Origin of the sequence: Paenibacillus vortex V453 (assembly GCF_000193415.1) — a bacterium.
In the GTDB taxonomy this organism is placed as follows: Bacteria; Bacillota; Bacilli; order Paenibacillales; family Paenibacillaceae; genus Paenibacillus_AQ; species Paenibacillus_AQ glucanolyticus.
On the sequence record NZ_ADHJ01000044.1, the window covers coordinates 1 to 18,706 of the forward strand.

An 18,706-nucleotide genomic window follows, 5' to 3' on the forward strand; every position below is an offset into this window, starting at 1 on the left:
AATTTTCGAATTATGCAAAATGCTCATATACGTAATGGCAAGCAGCAATATGATATAATTCGATTACCTTATCTCATTATTTCCCATAGAAGGCGGTGTCCTGATATATGAACAATATCGTGACGATGAAATGGCTGCTGGCCAGACTCTACGAATCGGATCTGGTCATCGTAGACTGCCGTTTTGCTCTTGGCAAGCCGGAAAGCGGCCAGGCCAGTTACGAGGAGTCGCATATCCCGCGTGCGGTTTATCTCGATCTGGAGAAGGACCTCTCCTCCCCCATTACGGAACATGGCGGACGCCATCCGCTGCCAGACTTGGATACATTGGCAAAGCGTCTTGGCCAATCCGGTATTCATCAAGGCAGCCGTGTCGTCATCTATGATGACCAGGGCGGGGCCATGGCTAGCCGTTTATGGTGGCTGCTGAAATATACGGGGCACGAACAAGCCTATGTAATGGCCGAAGGCTATTCAGCCTGGAAGAGCGCTTCTTATCCGGTTACGGATGAACAGCCGATTGTCATTCCCGTTACATACGAAATGAAGCTGCAGCCCCATAAACTCGTCAGCGTACATGACGTACGCGAGGCTTCTCAACAGGGTATCAGCATGCTTCTGGATTCCCGCGAGCCGCGCAGATATGCCGGATTGGAGGAGCCCTTGGATGCCAAGGCCGGACATATTCCGGGTGCAAAGAACTACTTCTGGAAGGGTGTTCTGGAGCCTTCCGGACATTGGAAGGCTCCAGGAGCACTTCGTGAGCACTTCTCGGACATTCCGCAAGATGCCGAGATCATTGTATACTGCGGCTCCGGCGTAACTGCCTGCCCCAACGTGCTTGCTCTGGAGGAAACCGGTTACGGCCATGTGAAGCTGTATGCAGGCAGCTGGAGCGACTGGATCAGTTACGAGGACAACCCGGTTGCGACGGGAGACGAGTAAAGTGCAAGAACCCGTTAGTCGGCGGGTTCTTTTTTTATATGATCGCTCTTGTTAACTATCTTTCATGAATCTATGTATCGCTGAAACGACAACTCGTGCTAAAGTACATTCAAAGAGAAACTATCGTAAAACACGGGCTTTGACTTAAAAAACGCCCTGCTTATCGCAGTGAATAACGGATTTTAGCAAACGGAGGACTCGATTGTGGCCAATATATTAGTCGTTGAAGATGAAAAATCGATAAACGATTTAATTACAATGAATTTAAAACTGGTAGGACATCATTTCTGTAAATCTTACAACGGAACAGACGTCATTCAATTTCTTAAACAGGAGAAATTTGATCTGATTCTCCTAGACATAATGCTGCCTGGTATGGATGGTTTTGAACTAATGCAACATATACGAGCATATAACATACCGGTTATTTTTCTTACAGCAAAGGAATCCTTGTCCGACCGCATCACCGGATTTGAACTTGGAGCTGAGGATTATATCATCAAACCATTTGAAATTGTAGAGCTTCTTGCTCGCATAAATGTCGTGCTTCGCCGTGCGAAGCCATCCGATGACCTCTTTGTCTTAGGTGAAGCAGAAGTCAAATTGCTGGAACGGCAAGTATTAAAAAACGACCAACCTGTAGAATTGACTGCACGAGAATTCGATCTACTTGAGGTATTAATCCGTAATCGCAATATTGCGTTATCCAGAGAGAAACTGCTGGAACTTGTCTGGGGTTATGATTTCCTCGGTGAAACCCGCACGGTAGACGTCCATATTAGACAGCTGCGTAAAAAGCTAGGATGGGAAGAACGGATCGTCACTATCTTTAAGCTGGGTTATAGGCTGAATGCGGAGGTATAGAACCCATTGAAATTCTGGCTGAAGACACTACTCGTGGTATTAGTTCTTTTCGTTGTGGCACTTGATATCAGTGTTGTCATGATTATGAATAAAAGCTGGTCTCTTAATACAGAGCGAGAAATCCAAAGAGCCTCAAGTGAACAAGCGCTCATTGCTAATAACATCTACGAGAATTTAACGTCGATCATGTCACGAGGATCGAGTGTAGACGATGAAATCCTGCACAATGTTACCTATTCTTATGCCAAAAATTATTTACAACAGGGTGTTACCTTACAGCTCTGGAATCAAGAACAGCTATTATATCCAAAAGATATGAACCATCTAATAAAACCCGACATTCCATTCGAACAAATTGAAGAACAAGGAATTCATTATATACAATTCTCTCATAAACTTCCTCCCCCTTATGATCATCTACTGCTTGTTTACACACGAGATATTGAGGAATTGTATGACAATCAGCGAGAGCTGAATCGTTTTTTTGTAACTATCAACTTTACGATCAGCCCTGCGCTTATGATTCTCCTGTTTCTATTCATCAGGCAGTTGACTAAACCACTTAGGTTATTATCGAAGACAACCAAACATATTGCCGAAGGCGATTATTCAGAACGGGTCCTGTTATATAACAAGGATGAGTTCGGCGAATTGTCGCAGAATTTCAACCGCATGGCTGAAGCGATAGAACAGCGTATGCATGAGTTGTCAGAAATGGCAGAAGAAAAACAACGAATCGTTGATAATCTTGCACACGAATTGCGAACACCACTTACAAGTATGCAAGGCTTCGCAGAATACTTGAGATCCGCTAACATTGGGGAAGAAGAACGCGGCACCGCCACCCACTATATATGGACCGAAACCATGCGATTAAAAAGCCTGGCCTTTAAGCTGCTAGACCTTTCGGTTGTCGGTCGTAAACCGCTGGAACTGCAACGAATCCCTGTTGAAGAGTTATTCAATTCTGTCCAACAGACTGAAATGAAAAACATGAGGGATTCTCGAATCAAGCTTATTGTCCATCGGGATATCGATTATGTATATGGGGACTTTGATTTACTCGCCACTTTCCTAGTAAACTGCCTTGAGAATTCAATTCATGCTTCCGTTGAAGGAGGCGAAATTAGGCTAATGGCTTATGAACTTGACGAAGAAGCCGTTCTGGAAGTACGCGATTTCGGTATTGGAATGACTGCACAGCAGGTGGCACGGGCTTTTGAACCCTTTTACCGAGCTGACAGTGCCCGTTCCAGAGAACATGGAGGGGCAGGGCTCGGCTTATCCTTGTGCCGTCAAATTGCCGAAGCACACGATGCTCGTCTATCACTGCAGTCCAAGCAGCATTCAGGAACGAGTGTCCATCTTATTTTACAACTCCATAACAACTCCAGTACGACTCCATAATAACGCTATATTAAAGTAAACCAAGACAAAAGCTTATTAAATGGAGGGTATATCAATGAAAAACAAGAAGAAATTATTCACGATGGCAGCAACAGTATTTGTTATTTCGGGGGGACTTCTAGCATTAAATGCAGTCATGGTTCCAAGTGTCGTAAATCAAACAGTTGTAGCACAAAAGGCGTCCTTGCAACAGAACATTTCGACCGTAAGCTCCGTTAGCAGCACGGTGCCTGTTATGAAAATTGAAGCCACAGCTCCTGTGTCGACAGTTGAGAGCTATCTAGAGCAGACTATAACAGATGAAGAAGTACAATTAATTAATAACTATTTCGATGAAAATAAGAAAGAAACCACCGAGCTAAGCAGAGAGCTTACAGAAGAGGAAAGTAACCGTCTTCTAAAGCTGGGCGATCAATATGTATATGATGGACTGCGACCAACGAGCCCGCTACCCTTAGAGCCAGGACCTTATGATTTTTATCTCGATATGGACAAAGACATCTTCTTCTACCCCAAGAGACCTATGACAGATCAAGAGCTGCTGCAACATATCGACTGGTACTACCGGATCAACTATGTATTATCCAAACGAGTTGATCCCGAACAACAGGAAATCACCGACATCAAAGAGTCAGAAGCTGTCAAATTTGCAGCAGCAAGTGTAAAGAAAATATTTGACGTCGATGTTTCCAAACTGGAGGTCTCTGCCTCTTTGCATACCTTATATTCCGAACAACAGAAAACATGGAGTATTCTCTTTCAGCCTTATAAAGCAGATACTTTACGAGCCAATGGACAAGCCTATTTAACTTATATTGTCATCCTGGATTCAACAACAGGTACGGTGATAGATACAACGGTTACTGATTTATCATACAAAAGAACACCTATTAGTTCCTCAGCAAGTCTAAAAATAAGCAAGGATGCAAGCTGGGTGGTAGCAGCTAGGCAGATTGTGACTAAGAAGCTTGGCGAAACCCGAGCAATCAAGAGCGCAAAATATGTGAAGAATCCAGTTAACGATAAACGTGGAATGGTTAACATTCTAATTACTTTGGAAGATGGCAGCACTTATGATGCAGAGCTTCGTTATCCTGAAAAAACACTACGATGCCTGTTGTATAATCCTGCTCCCTCCATTACACCATAACCTCTCAAGTATTAGGCTGGTTCCTCATAGATTGAATTCAATACAACAAAAAAGAGTGTGCAGAAATTGCACACTCTTTATCTATTTTTCCAGTAAGCCAACACGTCATATCATTTGCGAGCGTGCTCATCGTCGACGACGGAGAGAACCACATCAATTATCTATCCTGTTTGGAGAGCCAATCCGCCAATTCTTCTGTTTGAGCAAGAACGGCAAGCGGATCATAATACCAGGAGCGTTCCTCAGGCCAGACGTACATCTGTCCCTTATTGACTGCCGGGAGGCTGCCCCAGATCGGGTCTGCTTTATAATCCTCCATCGTACTGGAATTGGAGGTCATAATAATATAATCACCCGCATATTTGCTCACCATTTCAGCCGTTAACTCAGCCCACTGCTTCTCTAATATTTCCTCGGCCACCCCGCTGGGAGGTTTCCTTCCCAAAGCCTGATAGACAGCCTGACCGCCACGCCCAAAATTATCACCGTATACCCAGGTTGACTTCTCGCCGTCCTCCATAATACTGAAGGTGGCGTCAGTGGGAATTGCTGCATCGACTTTAGCCTTGGCGGCCGCAATGCGCCGGTCATATTCCTCCAGCCAGGTTTTAGCTTCTTCTTCCTTACCAAACAGTTCGCCGAAATAAGTCAGCTCTTCGTGGGCGTTTTTTAAATCCCCGTACGGAATGACGATAGTAGGTGCAATTTTACTGAGCTGTTCATACGTTTTTTCAGCATTGCCGGTGATGATGAGATCCGGATTCAATGCCACGATTTTCTCGACTGACGGCTTTCCGTAATCCCCAATATCCTCGATTCCTTCCAAAGATTCTTTAAAGTAGTAGTTCTTGATGGTTAATCCTGGCGCTCCGACCGGAATCACATCAAGCGCAATGAGACTTCCCAAGTATTCTTCAGCAACAATTCGCTGCGGATGCACCGGAACTTCAATGTCTCCATGGACAGTGGAGATCGTTTTCACTTTGGAATCTCCCTCCGAATTCGTCTCAACCGCTTTCGACGGATCCGACGCTGCAGTCTGTACTGTCTCCGTGTTGCTATTGCCGTTACCCGTATCTGCTGCTCCACACGCACTGATCATAAGTGCCGTTATAAGGACCATGACAATCAATGTAAGCCTTCGTCTGCTCAAATAATCTGAAAAAAGCAATTTGAATCCCCCTTATTTATCGATAACGATAATCATTCTCAAATAAACTTTACCCCCTGTCCCTTCAAATGGCTATGCCTTATAATGATGTCCATTCATGCAAATTTGTGATGTCGTCTCAGCACCTTCATCAATTCGTGCAGCTGTGCTTCCGAAGAGATGGGATCATACCCGAAGAATAATTCCGGCTGATTCAGCACATAGACTTGATTGCGCCGGACTGCATCCAAATTCATCCATTCCTCCGAACGAAACAATACATTGACACGTTCCTGACCAGATGGATCACTTGGGAGTGACGTGATAAAAATATGATCTGCTGCATAAGAAGCGATCTCTCCAATATCGACTTCGACAAACCCATCACGAAACAAACCCTCCTCTATCAGCCGTTCAGGTGGACGGAATCCGATATCATCATATAAAATCTGACTGCCTCTGCCGAAGCTGCCGCTAATGCAATAGGCCTTGTCCGAGCATATTTCCCAGACAACGGCGGTGCCCCGCTCACCAAGCACATGGTTCAGCTCACCATTCACACGATCGGCAAGTTCGTCATAACGGGACAGCCAATCCTCTGCTGCCGTTTGTTTGTTCATCGTGCAAGCAATAAAACGAAACTGTTCACGCCAGCTCATCGTCTTGAATGGCAGCTCCAGAACAGGGGCCAAAGAGAGCATCCTCTTATTCTCAGCCGCAGAATTGTAGCTAATAATCAAATCGGGACTGGATGAAGCCACTGCTTCATAGTATCCATCAGTGGCAAGCGTATAGGGATCGAAATAACGTCCTGTACTCAAGTTCTTGTTATATTGAGTCTGCAGCAGCCAGGGAGTATACACACCAAGCTCTGGAATAATGCCAAGTGCCAACAACGATGCGGTATGGTTAAGATTCAACGCCGTGATACGTTTAGTCTTGCGTTTGTATACCGTAGGCGATACACCGACGGATTCTTTGAATTTACGGCTTAAGTACAAGCCCTCCTTATACCCTACCTCCTGCGCCAGAGCATTCAGATCCTGCGATCCGGTCAATACTCGTTCCTGCGCTTTGCGAATTCGAAGCAGCGTCAGGTAAGCATTAAAGGTACGTCCAGTATGCTTGCGGAACATGCGTGAGAAATGCTCAGGACTGACACCCGACAGAGCAGTCATATGCTCACGTGTTACATCTTGATGGTAGTTCTTTTCTATATACTCAAGAGCTTGCTCCACCCAAGATTGTTTTGTTGATGAAGAAGCCCTGATTTCCATCTCCGCATGGATCTCCTGCAGCAGTTTAATAAACAGAAGCTGCATGTGAAAGGGCTCATCTGAGTTCTGACCTCTCCACAAGCTCTCAAACTCTCCGGCCAATCGCAGAGTCTCGGGCGAGATGGCATGAAACGGCGCAGAGCAATCAAGACCATAAGATGTGCTGCCAGCTATAGATAAACACCGGTATTCTATATAAATCCCCCGCAACGGGGTAACTCTGTTCGATTCCAGCCTTAAATCCGGAATGGTGCTGCCAGAGACAAATACGCTTCCCCTGGAAACCGGGAATGAACGATCATCCTGGTGCAGCATACCGGCTCCGTCCTGAATAATCAGTACTATGTAATCCGCCTCCTGACTGTCCCCGATGGTGCTTGGAATCCCTTTCTCCAATCCGATTAAACGAATGGGGATATGAAAAGAGTACATGGAAAAGGTGGCCTTTGGAGTTAACATAGAACCCCCCCTTGATTATGATAATCATTATCAATTAAGTATAACAGATGCGCTGTCTCATCTGTTAGGATAAATCCATTCTCAGCAGCTATGCATTTTTATGAACTGACAAAGCAAAGCCCGTTCAAAAACCTTCAACTTATATGACGGCTTTCATCATCAACTACAGTCTAAAACGACCATAAGCCTGGTACTTGCATATATGTGCTACGCTTGAATTAAGAATCACTCATTCCACTAAAAAGGAAGTGTGCACACAATGATACTGAATCATCTTAATCTCACGGTAACTGATGTAACCGCAGCCAAGGAATTTCTGCAAACTTATTTCGGACTCAAAATCGGCGGTGAGCGCGGTCAGTCATTTGCAGCGTTGTTTGACGATGAAGGGATGGTGCTGACCTTAATGCGGGGGACCGAGGTGAACTATCCCAAGACTTTTCATATCGGCTTTATACAGGAAAGCGAAGAGAAGGTAAATGAAATCCATCAACGTCTGAGGGAGGATGGGTATGATGTCCCTCCTCCCCAAAGGGCCCACGGCTGGACTTTCTATGTCAAGGCTCCGGGAGGCTTTACAGTAGAAGTACTTGCATAACTATCATGCCGCATGAGGTAACGGCTGGGTTAGCTTCCTACCATAAGAAGCCTGCGCACTGCGCGCGGGCTTTATGGTATGTCGGCCTGTTACAGAACATGCAAAAAACCGTGCATGGCACGGTTCTTCTCATGAATACGTGTTCTTCTCTTGCTTCAAGAAGCAAGCTCTTACAAGTGAGAGCCTCCGCTTGCATCGATGCTCTGACCCGTGATCCAGCGGCTCTCCGAAGAAGCCAGAAATGCTGCGATATCTGCGATATCGCCAGGCTCTCCCCACCTTCCGAAGACCGAATAGTCGGCGCCGAATTGAAACGAAGCAGGATCCTGAAGCATCGGGGCATTCATGTCCGTGTTAATGAATCCGGGTTGAATCGCATTGACCGTAATCCCACGGGAGCCAAGCTGGCTTGACAAGGAGAGCGTCAACGCATTGATGGCCCCCTTCGTCATGGTGTACGCCGGAATATTGGGCAAGGAAATCCGGGTTACGGCAGACGATAGATTAATAATGCGCCCGTCGTCCCGAAGGCGTGGAAGGGCTTGCTGAATCAGGAAGAACGGTGCCTTCACATTGACTCGCATGATATCGTCAAAGCTCTCTTCTCTTGTCTCCTCGATTGTTGCCATCAAGCCGACTCCTGCGTTATTGACCAGAATATCGAAACGCGTATCATCGGTCCGTGCTCTCAACATCTCATCCAGCGTTTTGTACAGCTTGCTTACTCCATCCCTGTCGCCAAGATCTGCCCCAATCAGAAAAGCATCGCCTCCGCCCTGTGTTATCTCCCGTACGACCTCTTCCGCCGTATCGCGGTTCTTGCCATAGTGAACAGCTACCAAGGCCCCTTCCTTTGCTAAACGCATGGCTACGGCGCGCCCAATTCCTCGACTGGAACCCGTAACCAGGGCTATCTTCCCATTCAATGCAGTCATGATCTCATCATCTCCTCTTCTTCTTTCACTTTCAGTTTTATCACAGGGTCCGTTTCGAAATGTTGCTCACCTATTCGGACATTCCTTTTCTGAAAATTAAAAATCATTTACATTCCATGTAATGCTCATTTATAATGAGAATATCAAAAGAGCTGCGCAACCTATGTTTGCATAAAGCGATTAAAGGATGATTTTTTCCTTTAATCGTCTTTTTTTGTGAGCTTGTTGAAAGTCATGGAGGTAGGTACGTATGAAAAAAAGAGCATTTGATATGATCATGCTGCTCATCGGGGCATTTATTTTTGCGCTGGCCGTCAATTTATTTGTGATTCCCAACGATTTTGGCGAAGGCGGCGTTACCGGGGTATCCATCATTCTGTATTACGTGCTGCAATGGTCCCCGGCACTGGTCGGCATCGTTATTAACGGGATTTTACTCATTATCGGCTACAGGCTGCTGGATAGAAGAACAACGGTGTATACCATTATTGCGGTTGCCTTTAACTCCATCTTCCTGCATCTGACAGAGAACTGGCGTATCGCTTCGAATGAGCCGGTGATCAACGCCATCTTCGCCGGACTGTTTGCCGGCGTCGGAATCGGACTCATCGTCCGGGTGGGCGGCACAACGGCAGGCACGGTCATACTCGCACGTCTGGCCAACAAATATTGGGATTGGAATATCAGCTACGCCCTGCTGTTCTTCGACCTGATCGTGGCTGGACTGTCCGTCTTTGTTATCGGTATCGAGAAGGTGATGTTCACGGTGGTGATCCTCTATATCGGGACCAAAGCCATGGAGTTTATTATCGAGGGGCTGAATCCCAAAAAAAGCCGTTACCATCATCTCAACCCATCATGATCGCATCGCCATACGGGTGACGGAGATCATGGATCGCGGGGTAACCGTATTGCGGGGTTACGGATACTACACCGGTCAAACGAAAGATGTGCTCTACATCGTCATTAGCAAACAAGAAGTATCCATGCTCAAAAAAATCGTGCGCGCAGAGGACAAAAATGCCTTTGTCACGATCCACGATGTACGCGATGTGTTTGGCGAGGGATTCATTGATATATCCAAATAAAACGCACTTATTCTTATTGTAATAACAAAATAGATCGAAACTCAGCACGCGGACTGGGTTCGATCTTTTTTTGTGTACATGTTCGGCTATATTAAACAGCTTATATCGGAGACATATATCTTCCGTACTCCAATCCGAGATTCGTTATCGCATCATTCGACACGGACAGCAGAGGTCATTCTCTCCTTCCGCCCCGGCCTGCTTCGGATCTGCTGGCTGGATGACCAGAAGCGTCTCTGCCGGAAGATGGCTCCTTCAGCTACTGTAATAATATTCCATGTCTTCCATTACCCTAAACGTAAAACACACCCAAAAAATTTAACTTCGCGACCGGTTTCGTTGTGTATTTCCATGACAAATTCAGCTTATTTTTTGCATTTTAACTACACGAAACACGGCGAAACTGCCAGCGAATTAACACCTAATGACAGGTTTATAGAAATATTTAATGAGTTCGTAAAAAACATTTTATTGGTAATGCGAGCCAAGATTCTATAAAATTCTTTTTAACTTAAAAATGCAGAGTGCAAACTTTTAATGTTTTAGTACAAATTGTCCAAGACAGGCCCCTCTTTCTGCAGAACAGACGATTTTTCACGCAATACTACTTTAACGATTTGAAGGAGTGCATCGCAAAAGTGACTACGAATATTTCTGTATCCTCACCCCTTACTGCCGCGCAAGATTATGTGGAATCCATCTATAACCAGGTTGTAGCGCGAGATCCGCATGAGTCCGAATTTCACCAAGCCGTCCGGGAATTTGTGGATTCCCTCGTCCCTGTGTTAGCCCAGCATCCGAAGTATCGTGAGCTTGGTATCTTGGAGCGCCTTGTCGAGCCGGAGCGTATGATCACCTTCCGCGTTCCTTGGATGGACGACCAAGGCAGAACTCAAGTGAACCGCGGGTTCCGCGTCCAGTTTAACAGCGCACTGGGTCCGTACAAAGGCGGCATCCGGTTCCATCCGTCGGTTTATGCCGGCATTGTCAAATTCCTTGGTTTTGAGCAAATCTTTAAAAACTCGCTCACGGGCCAGCCGATCGGCGGCGGCAAGGGTGGTTCGGATTTCGATCCGAAAGGCAAGTCCGATCAGGAAGTGATGCGTTTTACCCAGAGCTTCATGACCGAGCTGTACCGCCATATCGGACCTGATTCCGATGTGCCTGCTGGGGATATCGGGGTCGGTGCTCGCGAGATCGGTTATATGTTCGGTCAATACAAGCGTATCCGCGGAGGACATGAAGCTGGAGTGCTGACAGGCAAAGGCGTCATATATGGCGGAAGCCTGGCTCGGACGGAAGCAACCGGTTACGGCTGCGTTTACTTCGTACAGGAAATGCTGGCTGCGCAAGGCCTTGATTTCAAAGACCGCCGCGTCGTGGTTTCCGGCTCGGGCAACGTCTCCATTTACGCCATCGAGAAAGCGCAGCAGCTCGGCGCGCATGTCATTGCTTGCAGTGATTCCAACGGATACCTGCATGATCCGGACGGAATCAACCTTGAAACCGTCAAGCTGCTGAAGGAGCGGGATCGCCTGCGGATCAGCGAATACGTCAAGATCCACCCACATGCCGAGTATACCGAAGGCTGCTCGGGAATCTGGAACCTTCCATGCGATATCGCACTTCCTTGTGCCACGCAGAATGAGCTCGACGCCGACGCTGCCAAAACACTCATCGCAAACGGAGTGAAGGCTATCGGCGAGGGAGCCAATATGCCTTCAACATTGGAGGCCATGGAGCTGTTCATTAGCAGCGGCGTGTTGTTTGGACCGGCTAAAGCCGCCAATGCAGGCGGAGTTGCCGTATCCGCTCTGGAGATGAGCCAAAACAGCATGAGAATGTCATGGACCTTTGAAGAGGTGGATACGAAGCTCCATCAGATTATGAAAAACATCTACAGCAGTGCCGTAGATGCTGCTGAAGAGTATGGTGTGGCCGGCAATCTTGTGGCTGGCGCCAACATCGCTGGTTTCATCAAAGTGGCCGATGCCATGATCGCCCAAGGTATCGTATAATATATAGAAAAAAAGAAGCCCTGCCGCATATGCGGCAGGGCTTCTTACAGCTTACAGCAGCTCGCTGCGGAGCTCTTCGGCTGATTTTGGCGACAGGTATCCGAGCGGGATATCAAATACCGTCTTGGCGCCTTGCTGTCCCTCTCTGCTCAAGCGAATGGCCGCTCTTGCATAAGACACGAGCACGCTCGCCGTAAATTCAGGGTTGCTGTCGAGTTTCAGCCCGAATTCAACAATTTGCTTGCTTCCGTTTCCGGTGATCCCGCTGCGGATGACAAATCCGCCGTGAGGCATCCCGGCATGCTCAGCCTCAAGCTCTTCTTGCGTAATAAAGGTAACGGTTGTATCGTAATCCGCAAAATAGTTAGGCATCGACACAATGGTTTGCCGGATTTGTTCTTGGTCCGCTCCTTCTTCCGCTACAACAAAGCAATCTCTCCGATGCTTCTCGCGAGTAGATAGTTCCGGCGTTTCTCCGGAACGGATCTGGTCGATAACCTCTTCTACCGGAACCGTGTATTGAACGCCCGCTTTCACCCCGGGTACTCGACGGATCGCATCCGAGTGGCCTTGGCTTACGCCCTTGCCCCAGAACGTGTAGTCTTTTCCTTCAGGCAGAATCGCTTCGGCGAGGAGACGGTTCATGGAGAACAGCCCCGGATCCCAGCCTGTCGAGATCACGCTCACATGACCTCCGCCCATCGCTGCTTTGTTAACTTCCTGGAAAAACTCAGGGATTTTCGCGTGTGTGTCAAAGCTGTCTACCGTATTGAACATACTGGCAAGCTGTGGAGTTTGCTCAGGCAAATCCGTAGCCGAACCGCCACAGAGGATCATGACATCAATCTTGCCGATATATTGCTCTGCCGCTGATATATGCTCGAAGCGTGCACCGGAATTTGCCGGCATTTGCTGCGGGTCTCTGCGCGTGAAGATAGCCACCAGCTCCAGATCCGGATTCTGTCCGATCGCTTTCTGTACCCCTTTACCCAAGTTACCATAACCTACGATTCCTACTTTAATAGATGCGTTCAATGTTTATCCTCCCTTTGCCAGACCATACTTCCATTGGCATGATGTTTATGTACTGCTTTAAAGTATAAGTATATAGTACATCACAACAAATGTAAACTATTTTATGTTGAGAGGAAATCCTTTCTATCTGTTTCGTTCATATTTTATCCACAATAATCTTACCTGTTGTCTTGTGAAACGTTGCCCCGGTATTCTGACTTCGTTCTTGCTATTTCAACACGAAGGACCCATAATTTTGCAGCCATAAGAGGATTTATGAAAGCTTAAGAGAAGTAAATATTAAGATCACCCGAGAAAAGGAGACATGTTATCATGCAAAAAATAAAGGCGTTATCCATAACTCTTGCTTGTGCTTTATCGCTCTTTGCATCTTCTCTCGTTCCAGCACCAGCATCAGCAGATGCCAATGCCGCCTCCGCCAAGGAATGGATCCAAATATCCGCACGGACATCTTATTACGGTGAGACAGCCAATGGCCAGCCCCACGGGCGAGGCACTATCAAATGGGGTGAAGACAAACAGTATTCCGGCGATTTCGTAAACGGAAAACGCACGGGCACCGGTAAATACATGAACCAATACCAAGCAGATGATGAACAACATAAAGTGGTGTACAACGGCTCCTGGACGGACGATAAGATGGATGGCGAAGGCCTCCAGACGCACAAAGTCACGCTCCCCGACGGGACCGTCAGATGGAACCAGCTCCGGAAGGGGACATTCAAGGCAGGCGTATTCCAAAGCGGCTACGATGTCATTCATGCCGTAGCGGACCCGGATTACAGCTTCACTTACAAGAATGGCAAGGAATTGCTGACGATTATGGGAAGCAACCAAAACATGAAAAAAGCCTGGGCAGCTGCCTCCATGTTCAGTGTCCAATACAAAAACGGCTCCGTCAACAAATCCTATTCGATCTTTCCGGCCAGCACGGCTGCAGAACAACGTCAAAATGATGCCGCGAAAAAATATTTAAAGAGCATACAAAACAAAATAAATCCTCATCTGTTGCAATTTGAGGCATTGTCCAAGCAGGTCCCGTTATAATAAACCGGATTCAAACAAACCCAAAAAAGAACCCCCATCTTGCAAAAAACAAGAGTCGGGGTTCTTTTGAATGTTTGGCGGGTTCTTTCATTGAACTCCGTCGATGTTATGAAGCAGGCCGATCGAGTACATAACGAAGCGTATAGTAATCCGGCTTCTCAATGACTACGTTATAGCCCAATAACTCGGCAGTTTGCAGAAGGGGAACCATGGTCTTCCCGCCCGCAACATAAGGAGCATGTCGAAGTGTAACCTCGCTTTTGGCCACTCCATTCTTCCTGTCCTCTTTGCTTCTGGACTCCCATGCCTGTGTTGAATCCACCTTCAGCTCGACTGCGGGACCTCGGCCTGATAATATCACGATCCCCGCATCATACGCAGCCGATATCCCCAGTGCTTCAACCGCTTCCTTCACAGGCACCATCAATTCCGTCTCGTCCGGCATCTTCCGGCTTGTAAAAGAGATGGGCTCCCCATTCCCGTCTATCAAGACCTCGACATTTCTGGCTTCCTTCCCCGTAATAAGCACGGTGTCGACCTGTCTGGATAGCCGTTCCGTGAATGCCTCAACATTATCCGGCGTCACCTTATAGCGGACATCCCCTTCACTGATTGCCCAAGTTATACGGGAGTTTATGTCCTGTGAATGATGCGACAGATCCTTGAATAACGAGAAATCGTAGGTCCAGTCCGCTTCAGCCTGGAAGTCATATACCTGCGTGTTGCGATAGCGGTTGAACTGCTGGAACATCCAGGTCTTCATTTCCAACTGGTTGCTGTAACGGGCCGGGTTTGAATCCTGCCAAAGCTTCTGCCGCAGAATGCTGTATGGCGGAGAATAAACGATAAATTCAACTTCGGGATATGCCTCGACCAAAGACAAGACATACGTGTTGAAATGATGCTGCACCTCTTCGAGCGGCTCTTCATTCACGCCAAAATAATGTTCCGTGTTTCTTGCGCGATCGTAGGCATTCATCACCTGATCACTTCCAAAGGACGCTTCATCGTTCCAGTTATACAGATACTCGATATTTTGGGGTGTTCCACCCAGGAGCGACTTGGCAATCCCTCTTGCAAAGTTTTCATAAGCGGAGTAATTGAACCAATACTTGTAATCGTTCCACCAGATGTCATCATAAAGGTAATCAGGAAAATTAGCATCTGTGCCCTCATCCGGATTCTTGAGTGCAAAATAGTCCAGTCCCCACAGGACTCTCTTCACCTTCCCAGTCTCAAGCGCCAGCGATGCAATCTTAAACTGCTCATCCGCTGTTGATCCTCGCATGGACAGCTTGAGAGCTTGACCTCCCAGAGCCTCCCCCACTTCAGACGGCAGGAAATTCTCCGTCATGGATGTACCCAGAATAATCGTATCATAGGGATAATTGCGGGCCAGACCAGGGTTCTGGTATCGCTGCTCGCCGGTGAATACAGGAGAATACCAGGTTGCCTTGCGGTAGAACTGAAAAGGGTCCAGCACAAATGTCATACAACTGATCAGCAGCGCAGCTGCGATGGAAACGAGAGCAAACTGAATCAGCATCCTTTTTCCGGCTCTCCGAGAAGCTCGCGCAGGTTGGGGACCTGCCACAGCATGCCTCTTGGATGGCGCCGACTTCGCGGCTGTTGATGTGGATGGCATGTTCATTAGCCGCCCTTACCTAAAAATTAAAATACAGAAATTCGCTAATGCGAGTAATGTACATCAAAGAGATCACAAACAGTACCGCACATACTACTGCCTGTCTGAAGTTTGGCCGGAAGGATATGGACAGCTCCGAGGAATTCCGACAAAAGAACACGATCGGGGCGATGAGGATCATGATCGCGACCGGCTCTAACAAGGCAGTGTCCAAATTCAGATGAATACCCGATAGACCGCTCATTCCCTTCATCAGCCGCATGGCATCAGCCCAGCTTTCCGCTCGGAAAAAGACCCAGGTCACCGTTATAAAAACGAAGGTGATCGCCCAAGCGAGCACACGGGGCATCGTAATGCCCAGCTTCCCCCATAACCGTTGAATGACCTGTCCGACACCGTGCAGGAGGCCCCAGAACAGAAACGTCCAGCCTGCGCCATGCCACAGTCCGCCGATCAGGAAGGTCAGCACCAGATTCCGCAGCATGATCGCTTCACCACGGCGGTTGCCTCCCAGCGGAATATAAATGTAGTCCCGTAAAAATCGGCTCAGTGTCATATGCCAGCGCCGCCAGAAGTCTTGAATATTCACCGCCTTATAAGGTGAGTTGAAATTCTGCGGCAGCCGGATATTGAACAGAAGCGCAGCACCGATAGCCATGTCGGTATAACCGCTGAAGTCAAAATAAAGCTGGAACGTATAAGATAGCGCAGCTACCCAGGAATCAACGAAGCCCGAAGCAGTATCAAAACCTGTATTGGCATAAACCGCCAGCGTATCCGCGATGACTACCTTCTTAAACAAACCGATGCAGAATATAAAAATGCCGTTTGCGGCGTTCCCCCAATCCCACAGCTTGCCCCGAACCCGATCAAACTGCGGCATCATCTCGCCATGATGCAGGATCGGACCCGCGATTAGATGCGGATAGAAAGTCACGAACAGCACATAATTGATCAGATTGTATTCACGAGCCTTCCCCTTGTACGCATCCACCAGATAGGCGATTTGGGTGAAGGTAAAAAAGCTGATTCCGAGCGGCAGCACCAGATTGAGAAGGGGCACTTCCCACCCTGTCGCTGCTCCAATATTAACGATGAAGAAATCAGCGTATTTGTAATAGATTAACAGCAATACATTCCCTGATATGCCGGCGATTAATATGCCTTTTGCACCGCGCCGGGAAGCGGTTTGATCTAGGGAATGAGCTTGACGTGCCTGGAGCAGCCGTCCCACGGCATAATTGAAGGCAATGGAGCCGAGAAGAAGAGGTAAATAACTGATATTCCACCAGCTGTAGAAGAATAGCGAGGATAATGCCAGCCAGCATTTAGCGGCCAATCCGTAACGAAGCCGGTTCAGCATAAAATAAACAAGCACCGTAATCGGCAGAAACACAAAAATAAAAGGATAAGAATTAAACAACATGCCTGAACAGGCACCTCCGACTTCCTGACTTCACATTTCGCTTCGGTTTATGTCGTTTTTAGACGACGATCTCAATAGTATCATATATTTTACATCTGAGAAATAATTTTCTTGCAAGTGCTTTCTATGATTTATATCGAACAATTTCCATATAAACTGAAGTATAACTGAAGTATTTAACCCAAGAAATTTAGGAATCGGCAGGTGCCCCAAGCATTATCGGAGAACTTGATATAAGTCGAACTGATTACCGTATAAATCCTCAAAACCTACGCCTCTGCCACCTGGAACAGGCTTCGGTTCTCCGTGGAATACGACGCCTCTTGCTTTCAAATCCTGATAATCTTGGTCGATATCATTCGATGCAAACATGATAAGAACTTGATCGGCTGCTTGTTTACCTATAAGTTCCTCTCGTTCTGGCGTATCCGCTTCAGTTAACTCCAGAACCAACTCATTGTGCTTCTGGGGTGCAACGGTCAGGTAGCGCCAACCCGGTGCAAACTCCTCCTCTGCTACAACATGAAACCCCAGCTTCTCCGTATAGTAGGCTTTGGCTTCGTCAAGATCTCTCACGAAAATAGTAACTTGAATAGCAGACGTAATCATCGTTTTCTCCTCCTTTATCTAGGTGCAGTCCTGATTGGCTTCACCTCATCAATCACAATCCAGTTTAGCAAAAGGCCTCATGCTATCTTTCTTATGCATTGCTAGATTTAAGGAGTTACAGAGAGGACCTTTGAAAGCCTCCTAGTATATAAGCGATAGAATCTTCTAATGAATGCAGCACTACTGTGCTGTCCAGCCGCCATCCACAAGCAGCAAAGTACCTGTAACAAGATCGGAGGCCGGTGAGGCCAAATAAATGACGGCTCCCGCCACGTCTCCAATGGTGCCGATCCTTCCTGCCGGAATACGAGCCAATACGCCATCTCGAAAATCCGGCGAGTCCAGACGCTCGGCCGTTCCAGGCGTATGAATGAATGTCGGGCCCACCGCATTGATATTTACACCGCGACTGGACCACTCCAGCGCCAGCACCTTCGTCAACTGATTCACGCCTCCCTTGGAGGCGCAATAAGCTGCACCTTCGGTAATGCCAACGACACTGACCTGTGAGCTGACGTTAATGATTTTGCCATAACCCTGCTCCAGCATGATGCTGCCGGCGGCCTGACAGCAGAAAAATACGCCCTTCAAATTAACATCCATCATTTCATCCCAGTAGTCCTCTGTGATGTCTTCGGCCAGCATCCCCTCTCCCAAGCCAGCGTTATTGACCACGATATCCAGTCTGCCATAATCCTTGGCAACCTGAGCAAAAGCAGCACGGATCTGTTCCACGTTCCGGACGTCCAGTTCATAGGCCTTGGCCTGACCTCCTGCTTGGGATATGTCCTCAACTAATTGATCCAGCACCTCCTTGCTCCGTGCCATGACCGCCACCTTAGCCCCTGCCGCTGCAAGCGATTGGGCCAAACCATACCCGATTCCTTTGCTTGCGCCGGTTACAATGGCGACCTTACCCTCAATACTGAAATTAGGCTGCATATGTAAAACCTCCATGATTTTTATTCGTATATGTAGTTACATTAAATCATGGCGGTAAAGCCGAGGCAATCTTTACCAGATCATTTGAAGTCCGGCAGGAGGCTGGAACCCT

At 47.4% G+C, this 18,706-nt stretch carries 15 protein-coding genes and 1 pseudogene; 8 read left to right on the forward strand and 8 right to left on the reverse strand.

Annotated elements, in window-relative coordinates:
* Positions 1-107: 107 nt before the first annotated feature.
* The 4 genes from PVOR_RS23845 to PVOR_RS23860 all read left to right on the forward strand — a co-directional run bounded on the left by PVOR_RS23845 (position 108) and on the right by PVOR_RS23860 (position 4,365).
* Positions 108-944 carry a sulfurtransferase gene (locus PVOR_RS23845; protein ID WP_006212092.1) on the forward strand — a complete coding sequence of 279 codons (837 nt, stop codon included), beginning with the start codon at positions 108-110 and terminating at the stop codon, positions 942-944.
* 204 nt (positions 945-1,148) lie between these two features.
* A complete protein-coding gene (locus tag PVOR_RS23850; RefSeq protein ID WP_006212093.1) occupies positions 1,149-1,808 on the forward strand; it encodes a response regulator transcription factor in 660 nt (219 codons plus the stop codon).
* Positions 1,809-1,814: 6 nt separating this feature from the next.
* Positions 1,815-3,215: a sensor histidine kinase gene (locus PVOR_RS23855; RefSeq protein ID WP_006212094.1), complete on the forward strand. Its 1,401-nt coding sequence runs from the start codon at positions 1,815-1,817 to the stop codon at positions 3,213-3,215.
* Between the two features lie 55 nt (positions 3,216-3,270).
* Positions 3,271-4,365 (forward strand): hypothetical protein, encoded by a 1,095-nt coding sequence (locus PVOR_RS23860; protein ID WP_006212095.1) that lies wholly within the window; start codon positions 3,271-3,273, stop codon positions 4,363-4,365.
* A 157-nt stretch (positions 4,366-4,522) separates the two neighbouring features.
* On the opposite strand, the gene PVOR_RS23865 is transcribed toward PVOR_RS23860, so the two are convergent.
* On the reverse strand, positions 4,523-5,488 hold the full coding sequence (locus tag PVOR_RS23865) for an ABC transporter substrate-binding protein (RefSeq protein ID WP_052649315.1): 966 nt from the start codon (positions 5,486-5,488) through the stop codon (positions 4,523-4,525).
* A 143-nt stretch (positions 5,489-5,631) separates the two neighbouring features.
* Positions 5,632-7,251, reverse strand: coding sequence for a helix-turn-helix domain-containing protein (locus tag PVOR_RS23870; protein ID WP_006212099.1), 1,620 nt, complete (start codon positions 7,249-7,251; stop codon positions 5,632-5,634).
* Positions 7,252-7,510: 259 nt separating this feature from the next.
* Between PVOR_RS23870 and PVOR_RS23875 the strand changes: the two genes are divergently transcribed.
* Positions 7,511-7,849 (forward strand): VOC family protein, encoded by a 339-nt coding sequence (locus tag PVOR_RS23875; RefSeq protein WP_006212100.1) that lies wholly within the window; start codon positions 7,511-7,513, stop codon positions 7,847-7,849.
* 170 nt (positions 7,850-8,019) lie between these two features.
* On the opposite strand, the gene PVOR_RS23880 is transcribed toward PVOR_RS23875, so the two are convergent.
* The gene (locus PVOR_RS23880; protein ID WP_006212101.1) at positions 8,020-8,784 is read right to left on the reverse strand and encodes an SDR family oxidoreductase; all 765 of its coding nucleotides are present in this window, start codon (positions 8,782-8,784) and stop codon (positions 8,020-8,022) included.
* A 250-nt stretch (positions 8,785-9,034) separates the two neighbouring features.
* On the opposite strand from PVOR_RS23880, the pseudogene PVOR_RS23885 reads away from it, so the two are divergent.
* Positions 9,035-9,872 (forward strand): annotated as a pseudogene (locus tag PVOR_RS23885) (YitT family protein).
* 638 nt (positions 9,873-10,510) lie between these two features.
* Positions 10,511-11,890 (forward strand): NADP-specific glutamate dehydrogenase, encoded by a 1,380-nt coding sequence (gdhA, locus tag PVOR_RS23890; protein ID WP_006212102.1) that lies wholly within the window; start codon positions 10,511-10,513, stop codon positions 11,888-11,890.
* A 51-nt stretch (positions 11,891-11,941) separates the two neighbouring features.
* Here gdhA and PVOR_RS23895 read toward each other — a convergent pair whose 3' ends face one another.
* On the reverse strand, positions 11,942-12,925 hold the full coding sequence (locus tag PVOR_RS23895; protein ID WP_006212103.1) for a diaminopimelate dehydrogenase: 984 nt from the start codon (positions 12,923-12,925) through the stop codon (positions 11,942-11,944).
* A gap of 312 nt (positions 12,926-13,237) precedes the next feature.
* Here PVOR_RS23895 and PVOR_RS23900 point away from each other — a divergent pair, with 312 nt between their 5' ends.
* A complete protein-coding gene (locus PVOR_RS23900; RefSeq protein ID WP_006212104.1) occupies positions 13,238-13,972 on the forward strand; it encodes a hypothetical protein in 735 nt (244 codons plus the stop codon).
* Between the two features lie 106 nt (positions 13,973-14,078).
* On the opposite strand, the gene PVOR_RS23905 is transcribed toward PVOR_RS23900, so the two are convergent.
* The 4 genes from PVOR_RS23905 to PVOR_RS23920 all read right to left on the reverse strand — a co-directional run bounded on the left by PVOR_RS23905 (position 14,079) and on the right by PVOR_RS23920 (position 18,594).
* On the reverse strand, positions 14,079-15,617 hold the full coding sequence (locus PVOR_RS23905; protein ID WP_160164032.1) for a copper amine oxidase N-terminal domain-containing protein: 1,539 nt from the start codon (positions 15,615-15,617) through the stop codon (positions 14,079-14,081).
* 19 nt (positions 15,618-15,636) lie between these two features.
* On the reverse strand, positions 15,637-17,043 hold the full coding sequence (locus PVOR_RS23910) for an MBOAT family O-acyltransferase (protein ID WP_006212106.1): 1,407 nt from the start codon (positions 17,041-17,043) through the stop codon (positions 15,637-15,639).
* Positions 17,044-17,259: 216 nt separating this feature from the next.
* Positions 17,260-17,652 (reverse strand): VOC family protein, encoded by a 393-nt coding sequence (locus PVOR_RS23915; protein ID WP_006212107.1) that lies wholly within the window; start codon positions 17,650-17,652, stop codon positions 17,260-17,262.
* Between the two features lie 180 nt (positions 17,653-17,832).
* Positions 17,833-18,594, reverse strand: a complete 762-nt coding sequence (locus PVOR_RS23920; protein ID WP_006212108.1) for an SDR family NAD(P)-dependent oxidoreductase — start codon at positions 18,592-18,594, stop codon at positions 17,833-17,835.
* Between the last annotated feature and the right edge of the window lie 112 nt (positions 18,595-18,706).

Coding starts and splice junctions, on each gene's coding strand:
- PVOR_RS23845 (WP_006212092.1), top strand. CDS start 108: ATGAACAATATCGTGACGATGAAATGGCTGCTGGCCAGACTCTACGAA.
- PVOR_RS23860 (WP_006212095.1), top strand. CDS start 3,271: ATGAAAAACAAGAAGAAATTATTCACGATGGCAGCAACAGTATTTGTT.
- PVOR_RS23865 (WP_052649315.1), bottom strand. CDS start 5,488: ATGGTCCTTATAACGGCACTTATGATCAGTGCGTGTGGAGCAGCAGAT.
- PVOR_RS23870 (WP_006212099.1), bottom strand. CDS start 7,251: ATGTTAACTCCAAAGGCCACCTTTTCCATGTACTCTTTTCATATCCCC.
- PVOR_RS23875 (WP_006212100.1), top strand. CDS start 7,511: ATGATACTGAATCATCTTAATCTCACGGTAACTGATGTAACCGCAGCC.
- PVOR_RS23880 (WP_006212101.1), bottom strand. CDS start 8,784: ATGACTGCATTGAATGGGAAGATAGCCCTGGTTACGGGTTCCAGTCGA.
- PVOR_RS23900 (WP_006212104.1), top strand. CDS start 13,238: ATGCAAAAAATAAAGGCGTTATCCATAACTCTTGCTTGTGCTTTATCG.
- PVOR_RS23905 (WP_160164032.1), bottom strand. CDS start 15,617: ATGCCATCCACATCAACAGCCGCGAAGTCGGCGCCATCCAAGAGGCAT.
- PVOR_RS23910 (WP_006212106.1), bottom strand. CDS start 17,043: ATGTTGTTTAATTCTTATCCTTTTATTTTTGTGTTTCTGCCGATTACG.
- PVOR_RS23915 (WP_006212107.1), bottom strand. CDS start 17,652: ATGATTACGTCTGCTATTCAAGTTACTATTTTCGTGAGAGATCTTGAC.
- PVOR_RS23920 (WP_006212108.1), bottom strand. CDS start 18,594: ATGCAGCCTAATTTCAGTATTGAGGGTAAGGTCGCCATTGTAACCGGC.